The 8,116-nt window shown below is 68.1% G+C and carries 12 protein-coding genes; 9 read left to right on the top strand and 3 right to left on the bottom strand.

Going from position 1 to position 8,116, the window contains the following annotated elements; translation table 11 throughout:
• The 3 genes from ACFDS6_RS15795 to ACFDS6_RS15785 all read left to right on the top strand — a co-directional run.
• Positions 1 to 241, top strand: a 241-nt coding sequence (locus tag ACFDS6_RS15795; protein ID WP_375273062.1) for a tRNA (cytidine(34)-2'-O)-methyltransferase, incomplete at its 5' end; no start/stop codon positions are given.
• 52 nt (positions 242 to 293) lie between these two features.
• Positions 294 to 1,136, top strand: coding sequence for an oxygen-dependent coproporphyrinogen oxidase (gene hemF, locus ACFDS6_RS15790; protein WP_375273061.1), 843 nt, complete (start codon positions 294 to 296; stop codon positions 1,134 to 1,136).
• Between the two features lie 4 nt (positions 1,137 to 1,140).
• Positions 1,141 to 1,734 carry a GNAT family N-acetyltransferase gene (locus ACFDS6_RS15785; protein WP_375273060.1) on the top strand — a complete coding sequence of 198 codons (594 nt, stop codon included), beginning with the start codon at positions 1,141 to 1,143 and terminating at the stop codon, positions 1,732 to 1,734.
• Here ACFDS6_RS15785 and ACFDS6_RS15780 read toward each other — a convergent pair.
• Both ACFDS6_RS15780 and ACFDS6_RS15775 read right to left on the bottom strand, forming a co-directional pair.
• Positions 1,704 to 2,450 carry a hypothetical protein gene (locus ACFDS6_RS15780; protein WP_375273059.1) on the bottom strand — a complete coding sequence of 249 codons (747 nt, stop codon included), beginning with the start codon at positions 2,448 to 2,450 and terminating at the stop codon, positions 1,704 to 1,706. The two genes, ACFDS6_RS15785 and ACFDS6_RS15780, sit on opposite strands and share 31 nt — an antisense overlap.
• A complete protein-coding gene (locus tag ACFDS6_RS15775; protein WP_375273058.1) occupies positions 2,447 to 3,328 on the bottom strand; it encodes a hypothetical protein in 882 nt (293 codons plus the stop codon). The genes ACFDS6_RS15780 and ACFDS6_RS15775 overlap by 4 nt, the downstream gene beginning before the upstream one ends.
• 173 nt (positions 3,329 to 3,501) lie before the next feature.
• On the opposite strand from ACFDS6_RS15775, the gene lipB reads away from it, so the two are divergent.
• The 3 genes from lipB to ACFDS6_RS15760 all read left to right on the top strand — a co-directional run bounded on the left by lipB (position 3,502) and on the right by ACFDS6_RS15760 (position 5,615).
• Positions 3,502 to 4,167 carry a lipoyl(octanoyl) transferase LipB gene (lipB, locus tag ACFDS6_RS15770; RefSeq protein WP_375273057.1) on the top strand — a complete coding sequence of 222 codons (666 nt, stop codon included), beginning with the start codon at positions 3,502 to 3,504 and terminating at the stop codon, positions 4,165 to 4,167.
• An 89-nt stretch (positions 4,168 to 4,256) separates the two neighbouring features.
• Positions 4,257 to 4,532: a hypothetical protein gene (locus ACFDS6_RS15765; protein WP_375273055.1), complete on the top strand. Its 276-nt coding sequence runs from the start codon at positions 4,257 to 4,259 to the stop codon at positions 4,530 to 4,532.
• Positions 4,533 to 4,931: 399 nt separating this feature from the next.
• On the top strand, positions 4,932 to 5,615 hold the full coding sequence (locus ACFDS6_RS15760; RefSeq protein ID WP_375273054.1) for a hypothetical protein: 684 nt from the start codon (positions 4,932 to 4,934) through the stop codon (positions 5,613 to 5,615).
• A gap of 647 nt (positions 5,616 to 6,262) precedes the next feature.
• Here ACFDS6_RS15760 and ACFDS6_RS15755 read toward each other — a convergent pair.
• Entirely contained in the window at positions 6,263 to 6,511 is a 249-nt protein-coding gene (locus tag ACFDS6_RS15755; RefSeq protein ID WP_375273053.1) for a DUF2171 domain-containing protein, read from the bottom strand.
• A 104-nt stretch (positions 6,512 to 6,615) separates the two neighbouring features.
• Here ACFDS6_RS15755 and ACFDS6_RS15750 point away from each other — a divergent pair, with 104 nt between their 5' ends.
• Genes ACFDS6_RS15750 through ACFDS6_RS15740 form a run of 3 tightly spaced genes read left to right on the top strand, consistent with a single transcriptional unit; the run spans position 6,616 to position 8,116 of the window.
• Positions 6,616 to 6,852, top strand: a complete 237-nt coding sequence (locus tag ACFDS6_RS15750; protein ID WP_375273052.1) for a hypothetical protein — start codon at positions 6,616 to 6,618, stop codon at positions 6,850 to 6,852.
• A complete protein-coding gene (locus ACFDS6_RS15745; RefSeq protein WP_375273051.1) occupies positions 6,849 to 7,058 on the top strand; it encodes a hypothetical protein in 210 nt (69 codons plus the stop codon). The genes ACFDS6_RS15750 and ACFDS6_RS15745 overlap by 4 nt, the downstream gene beginning before the upstream one ends.
• 5 nt (positions 7,059 to 7,063) lie before the next feature.
• On the top strand, positions 7,064 to 8,116 hold the full coding sequence (locus tag ACFDS6_RS15740) for a ribonucleotide-diphosphate reductase subunit beta (RefSeq protein ID WP_375273050.1): 1,053 nt from the start codon (positions 7,064 to 7,066) through the stop codon (positions 8,114 to 8,116).

Here is an 8,116-nt window from a genome sequence, read left to right as displayed (position 1 = left end):
CCGGCGCCTGGTGCTGGCGACGACCAGCGGCGCGGTGCCTTATACCCGCGCGGCGTACGCGACGGACGACGTGCTGCTGTTCGGGTCCGAGAGCGCGGGCGTCCCCGCCGAGGTGCACGCGCGCTCCGATCTGCGCGTGGTGGTACCGATGCGTGCCAACATGCGCTCGTTGAACGTCGCGGTTTCGTGCGCGATGATCCTGGGCGAGGCGATCAGGCAGACCGACGCCTGGCCGGCCTGAGACATTCTGCCGCCTCGACTTCGCTGCCCCTCGCCCGCTAAGCGCTGCGCGCATGTTCCAGCTCGACGACCAACAGACCCAAGCCCGCACCTGGTTCGAGCATCTGCGCGACCTGATCTGCGCCGAGTTCGAGGCGATCGAGCGCGAGGCGGGGTCGGACGCGACGTTCGACTATCTCGCCTGGGACCGCGCCGACCCGTCGGGCGAGCCCGGTGGCGGGGGCGTGCGCGGCGTGATGAAGGGTCGCGTGTTCGAGAAGGTCGGGGTCAACGTATCCACGGTCGGCGGCACGTTCGAGGGCGAGTTCGGCCGCACGATCCACGGCGCGGGCGAGGACCCGCGCTTCTTCGCGACCGGCATCAGCCTGGTCGCGCACATGGCGAACCCGCACGTGCCCGCGGTGCACATGAACACGCGCTTCCTTCGGACCACCAAACAGTGGTTCGGCGGCGGCGCGGACCTCAACCCGCCGCTGCCGGTGGCGGCGGATACCGCGGACTTCCACGCCACGCTGAAGGCGGCATGCGACGCGCACGACGCGACCTATTATCCGCGCTTCAAGGAATGGGCGGACGAGTATTTCTACATCCCCCACCGCAAGGTGCACCGTGGGGTGGGCGGCATCTTCTACGATCACCTGGAGAACGACTTCGCGCGCGACCTCGCCTTCACCGAGGATGTCGGGCGCGCGTTCCTCGACACCTATCCGCGGATCGTGCGGCGGCGGATGGACGACGCCTTCACCGCCGACCACGTGGCGGAGCAGCGGCGCTGGCGCGGGCGCTACGCCGAGTTCAACCTCGTCTACGACCGCGGCACGTTGTTCGGGTTGAAGACCGGCGGCAACATCGACGCGATCCTGATGAGCCTGCCCCCGGTCGCGAACTGGGACTGAGCCAGTGGCGCTGATCCCGGTCGCGGACGGTGAGCTGGCGACGATCGTCACCACGCTGGAGATGGTGCGGCGGCCGCCGCTGCGCCCAACCCCCTCCTCGCCGCTCAGGCTGGTGCGCTGGACCGAGCCTGCGCCGGACAAGTATCGCGCCCTGTTCCGCCGTGTCGGCGCGCGCTGGCTGTGGTACTCGCGGCTGGTGATGGACGACGCGGCGCTGACGGCGATCATCCACGACGCGCGCGTGCAGGTGTTCGCCGCAGTCGATCCGGCGGGTATCGAGGTCGGCATGGTCGAGCTCGACTTCCGCCACGCGGGGACCTGCGAGATCGGCTATTTCGCGCTGGTGCCCGAGCTGACGGGCAAGGGGCTGGGCCGCTGGCTGATGGCGGAAGCGCTGGCGCGCGCCTGGGTACCGGGGGTGACCCGCGTCGCGCTCAACACCTGCACGCTCGACCACCCGTCGGCGCTCAATTTCTACCGCTCACAAGGCTTCGTCGCGGTCAGGCGCACGATCGAGACCTTCACCGATCCGCGCATCCTCGGATTGCTGCCCGAGGACTCGGCGCCTCAGGTGCCGCGCCTCGCCAGCCGCAGGTAGGCCGCGACGCCGATCATCAGCACCGCGACGTGATAGGCCCCGCCCAGCAGCGCGATCGCGCCGTCGACGAGGCTGAGGACGAGCGGATTGTCGTTGCCGGGCTGGCGCAGCCAGTCGTCGGCGGAGAGCAGCGGAACGATCGCGAGCCATTGCAGCAGGAACACCGACACCACCGCCCCCGCGAGCGCGAAGCCCGCGCCGCGCGTCGCGCGCCAGCTGACGCGCACCGCCGCCGCCGCGTTCTGCCGCGTGGCGCGCGCGAGCAGCGGGGTCGCGGCCGACAGGCGGCCCTGCACCCACAAGCCCGGCAGCACGAAGAACCACATGCCGAGCCCGACGGGGATCGCGACCAGCAGGCTGGTGAGCGCGAACGGGACGAAGCGCCGCGCCGCGGTGCGCAGCGCGCCCCCCACCACCGGGCGATCGGGGTCGAGCAGCAGGATCGCGATCGCGGCGAGCCCGTACACGCCGACCGCGTCGGCGAGCAGGTACCAGATCGCGTTGGTCTGCCCCCACACGCCGACCTGCGCGATCCACGCTTCCAGCATCGGCTGGTCGCGCGGCGCGGGCGGCAGCGGGGGCAAGGGATCGCACAGCAACTGCACCGCGAAGGCGGGCAGCACGACCAGCGGCAGCGCCAGGCGGCCGATCAGGTCCGCCTCGCGCCGGAACAGGAGCCAGGCGTCGGCGAGCAGGCGCGAGAAGGTGAGCGTCATGGTTCGAGCGGCGCGTCCGGTACCGGTTCGTCCTGCTCGCGCGCGGCCACGTAGAAGCGCGCGTAGAACACCGTCTGCACGACCGTCAGCAGCGCGGTGACCGCGGACGACACGATGCCGGTCACGAACTGGACGCCGCCGCGCGCGTCGGGGCCTAGCAGCAGCCGCGCGATCACGCCCGCCACCAGCGTCGCGGCCATTACGGCGACGACCACGATGATGCCGTAGAGGATGATGACTCCGATTAGCCGCAGCGTCGAGCCGCGCGTCAGGCGGAAACTGCGCGCGAAGGCGCCCAGCCCGCGGCGCTCGCTGACGATCACCGCGAACAAGGGCGCGATCTTGGCGGTGAGCCACAGCCCCAGGATCAGCGCGAGCAGCCCGATCGCGCCCGCCAGGCTCAGCGCGCTGCCGCTCGCGCGCGCCATGTCGAAGCGGCCGGTCGCGGGATTGAACGTCGCGCCCGCGTGCATGAACAGCAGCGTGAGCGGGATAAGCACGACGAACACCGCGACCATGATGAGCGCGATCGCCCCCAGCGCGGGCAGCAGCCGCGCGAAGCCGACCCGCGACGCCTGCCGCGCGTCGACCGCGGGATCGCTCGCCACCGCGGTGATCGCGAGCACGCCCGCGATCAGGATCACGCTGGCGACGAGCGACACGAGCGAGGCGACGAACGCCAGCGGCGTCCCGGGCGTCGCCGCGCTGCTGATCGCGGCGTTGACCACGCCGGGGACGAACAGGAACAGGAGCGCTAGCTGCGCCAGGATGCCGCTGCGTCCCTGCAGCACGTCAACCGTGCGGTCCCATACCAGCCCCATGCGGATACCCCCGCGTGACCCCATGCGTGCCCCTGCCCCCATGCGTGCCCCTGACATCGTCACCCCCGTTCGTCGCCGCACACTTCGTACCCGCGCCCACCCGCGCCGTTGTGCCGCGGCGGCGTAGCCGATCCACCGCGCGCGTGCCAGCCGCCCCGGTCACTTGCCCAAAGGGGCGTGCGCATGCCGCGTCATTGCCAACGCGCGCGCGGCACCGCATCTGACCTGGCGTGACCGAGATCGACGACATCGAGTGGCGCGTGACGCCGGGGCTGACACCGTACGACCAGTCGCTCGCCGAGATGGAAGCGCGCGCCGCGGCGGTCGCGGCGGGCAAGGCGCGCGAGCTGGTCTGGCTGCTCGAACATCCGCCGGTCTATACCGCGGGCACCAGCGCCGACCCGGCCGAGCTGGTCGACGCGCGCTTCCCGGTGAAGCCGGCGGGGCGCGGCGGACGCTACACCTATCACGGCCCCGGGCAGCGCGTCGGCTATCTGGTGCTCGACCTGAACAAGCGCGGGCGCGACGTGCGCTGCTTCGTCCACGCGGTGGAGGGTTGGGTCATCGCGGCGCTGGCGCATGTCGGGATCGACAGCTTTCGCGCGCCCGGCCGCATCGGCATCTGGACGCGCGACCTGAACGGGCAGGAGGCGAAGATCGGCGCGATCGGCATCCGCGTGCGGCGCTGGGTGACGCTGCACGGCTTCGCGGTGAACCTGTGGCCCGACCTCACGCATTTCGGCGGCATCGTGCCGTGCGGCATCGCCGATTACCCGGTGACCAGCGCGCAAGCACTTCGAAAAGCGGTCGATCATGCAACCTTCGACGCCGCGCTGGCGTTCACCGCCAGACCTTTTCTCCAAAGCCTTTCTTGTCGCGGTGAAATCGAGGCTTGAGGGGTGGTCGCGTACCTATTACCATTGAACCTGATTTGGGTATCCACGACCCCAACGGTCTCCAAATCCACTGTCTAGGGAGCAAATTCATGCGTGCCATCATCACCAAGGTTCTGACCGGTTCGGCCATCGCGGCCGCCGCGCTCGCGGTTTCGGCCTGCGGTTCGAAGACCGAGACCACCACCGACAACACCATGATCACCGACATGAACGCCACCGAGGGCATGGACACCATGTCCGACAACATGACCGCCGTCGACGGCAGCATGAACGGCGGCATGATGGCCAACGACACGATGGGCATGAGCATGGGCAACGACATGATGATGTCGAACACCATGACGACCACGACCAACGCGATGTAATCTGCCCCAGGGCATTTACGAAGCGAGAGGCCGTCCGGGCGACCGGGCGGCCTTTTTCATTGCGCGGTGGCGGTGGCGTGACGGGTATCGCGGGTGGCGTGCTCGTCTCATAGGTCGGTGGCATCGGTGCCGGGACGGGCGGCTCGTTCCACCCGGTGCTGACCCACCGCTACCAAGGCCTCTTCCCTGAAAATTAGCAGCGATCTGCGACCCGGCAGATGGGTGCGCGCGGCCTCAAAGCGCTGCCTTATCGTTTCGCCGACGTTCCGACATGATCTCGCTTTTGCGGTGGAACGCATCGGAATCATGGCAGAAAAGGCTTGGGAGCATTAACCAACGTTGGTAAAGCTAGCCCATGAGGGGCGCGGTCGGGGCCTGCGCGGGTGAGGAGTTTCATTCATGTCGTTGGTTCGGTTCGTCGGCCTGGGCGCCGCAACCGTCTTGGCGTTGTCGAGCGTGTCTGCGTCGGCGCAATTCTACCTGAAGCACAAGGACCTGAGCGCCCCCGCGGTGACGGGCACCGAGCCGGACATCGGCCAGATGCTGCCCGGCGCGACAACGGCGGAACAGCGCGCCAGCGTGGTGTGGAACATGCGCGCCGCGCTCAACGTCGCCGCGCTGCAGTGCCAGTTCGAGCCAACGCTGTTCACGGTCGACAAGTACAATGCGCTGCTGACCGATCACCAGGACGAGTTGAAGTCGTCGTACGACACGCTCACCAAATATTTCGCGCGCATCAACAAGAACCCGCGCGCGAGCCAGCAGGCACTCGACCAATTCGGCACCCGCACCTATTCCAGCTTCGCGACGGTCAACTCGCAGTTCAACTTCTGCCACGTGGCGGGGGACATCGGGCGCGAGGCGCTGTTCCAGCCGCGCGGCGCGTTCACGCAATTGTCGCTCGATCGCATGCGCGAGCTGCGCAACAGCCTGACCCCGTGGGGCGACCAGGCGATCGTGCGCACCGGCCAGCCGATGCCCGCGACGCTGCCGCGGTTCGAGAAGGCGTGCTGGAAGGGCAGCGAGTATAACGTCAAGCGCTGCGGCGAGCCGCTGGTCCCCTACGCCTACGCGGCGCGCTGACCCGCCGCGCCTGCGCGGATGTCTTCGCGCGGGCGTTGCGTCCTGCCTCCATCAGCGGTCGGTGAGGCGCGCCTCGATCAGTTTATCCTCTAGTCACCCCGGACTTGATACGGGGTCCCGCTTTTCGGATGGGTAGGCAAAGAAAGCGGGATCCCGGATCAAGTCCGGGATGACGATGGGTGGGTTTGGGCGGACCACCCCAGCTAGGCGCCGCCTACCCGAGTCGCGGACTGGGCGCAGCAGGAACATATCCGGTACATATGCCGAGGGGTGCGCACAACGAGCCGGCCGGGCCTGGGTTCCGCCATCACTAGATATTGCGCTTCAATCACGCACCAACACCTAGATATCGAATTTACTCACAGAAAAAGCGTGCGCGCGCGGCGTGTCTGGGGTGGCAGGCGCGGCGCCATTCCCGTATCGTGCGCCGGTGCCGAGCAGCGCCCGTCGGGCGTGAGCCGGCGCTAGGTCGGGAGCCGCGGGTGGTCAGCATGGATGGGCGAGCGAGGGGATGGGGCACGCACGCGCCGCGTCGCCGCGCGTCCATCACGTCGCCACTGCGCCCGACGCGCAGAGCCCCGGCGCGTGCACCCGTGGGGGATGCACGAACCGGGGCCCGCTCGCGTTACCGCCGGGGCGGTGCGCGCTTACTCGGTTTCCTCGAACTGCACCGCCTCAGCGCCGTTCGCGGACAGGCGGACCTTGCCGTCCTCGATGTCGGCGACCAGGCCGAGCGAGATGTAATGGTGCTTCGCGCCCTTCCCGTCCTCCGTCTGCGGCGAATCGTTCTTGGTCAGCTTGATGCGGTCGCCCTCGACTCCGTCGACGGTGCCGACGTGGGTGCCGTCCGCACCGATGATTTCGGCATGTTCCTTGATCTGGCTGGCGTCGACCATCGTGTCACTCCTTCGTTGATGGGTTCGCGTGGCAAACGCACGATCGCGCGGTTGGTCGCATCCTCCCTGGTCAAAGCGTCGTCCGCCGCAGGGGCACGTGCGGCATGAGCTGGCAGGTCATCATCATGTATGCGGTCGCGTCCGTGCTCGCGCTCGTCGGCGCCGGGCTGCTGCTCGCGCTGACGCGGCCGAGCGGCCCGGCCAAGGTCTACGTGTTCCGCATGGCGGGCATCATGCTGCTGGCGGGCGGGATTGTGCTGGCGATGAGCGCCGCCGCGATGCAGCGGTGGAGCAGCGAGGACGCGGCGGTGAGCCGCGCCGACGCGGGCGATACGCTGTGAGGCACCCGCTCGCTCTGCTCGCCGCCACCGCGCTGCTGGTCGCGGGCGCGCTGCTGTTCGCGCTCGGGCTCGTCCAGCTGCGCCGCCGCCACCTGCCGCGGCTCACCCCCACCCGCGCCGCGCTGACCGGCGCGCGCGATTGTTTCCTCGGCGCGCTGACGCTCGGCGTCGCCGGCCACCACCTCAACACCATCCTGTCGGAGTAAGCCCCATGTCCCTCCTCCACGCGTCCAAGCAGTACAAGCCGTTCGAATACCCCTGGGCGTTCGAGTTCTGGAAGCGCCAGCAGCAGCTCCACTGGCTGCCCGAGGAAGTTCCCTTGGGCGAGGATTGCCGCGACTGGGCGCAGAAGCTGACCGACCACGAGCGCAACCTGCTGACGCAGATCTTCCGCTTCTTCACGCAGGCGGACGTCGAGGTGCAGGATTGCTACCACGAGAAATACGGCCGCGTGTTCAAGCCGACCGAGATCAAGATGATGCTGACCGCGTTCAGCAACATGGAGACGGTCCACATCGCCGCCTACTCGCACCTGCTCGACACGATCGGCATGCCCGAGAGCGAGTATGGCGCGTTCCTCGAATACGGCGAGATGAAGGACAAGCATGATTACATGCAGAACTTCGGCGTCGATTCGGACGAGGACATCGCGCGCACGCTCGCCATGTTCGGCGGCTTCACCGAAGGGGTGCAGCTGTTCGCGTCGTTCGCGATGCTGATGAACTTTCCGCGCTTCAACAAGATGAAGGGCATGGGGCAGATCGTCTGCTGGTCGGTTCGCGACGAGAGCCTGCACTGCGAGGGCATCATCCGCATGTTCCATGCCTTCTGTCAGGAGCGGCAGTGCCTGACCAAGGCGGTCAAGGACGACATCGCCGACGTGTGCCAGACGACGATCCGGCTGGAGGACAATTTCATCGACCTGGCGTTCGAGATGGGCCCGGTCGAGGGGATGAAGCCCAAGGATATCAAGAAGTACATCCGCTACATCGCCGACTGGCGCATGGGGCAGCTGGGGCTGAAGCCGATCTACATGATCGACGAGCACCCGATCCCCTGGCTCACCCCGCTGCTGAACGGCGTCGAGCACGCCAACTTCTTCGAGACGCGCGCAACCGAATATTCGAAGGCCGCGACCAAGGGCCAGTGGAACGACGTTTGGGACGCGTTCGACAAGCGCAAGAAGGCCAAGGACGCGAAGCCCGCGAACGAGGACGTGGTGGCGGAAGCGGATATGTTCGGTGGCGTAGTGGCGGCGGAGTGA

The organism is Sphingomonas sp. (assembly GCF_042095875.1).
Lineage (GTDB): Bacteria > Pseudomonadota > Alphaproteobacteria > Sphingomonadales > Sphingomonadaceae > Sphingomonas.
This window is presented reverse-complemented; position numbering and strand designations above follow the sequence as displayed.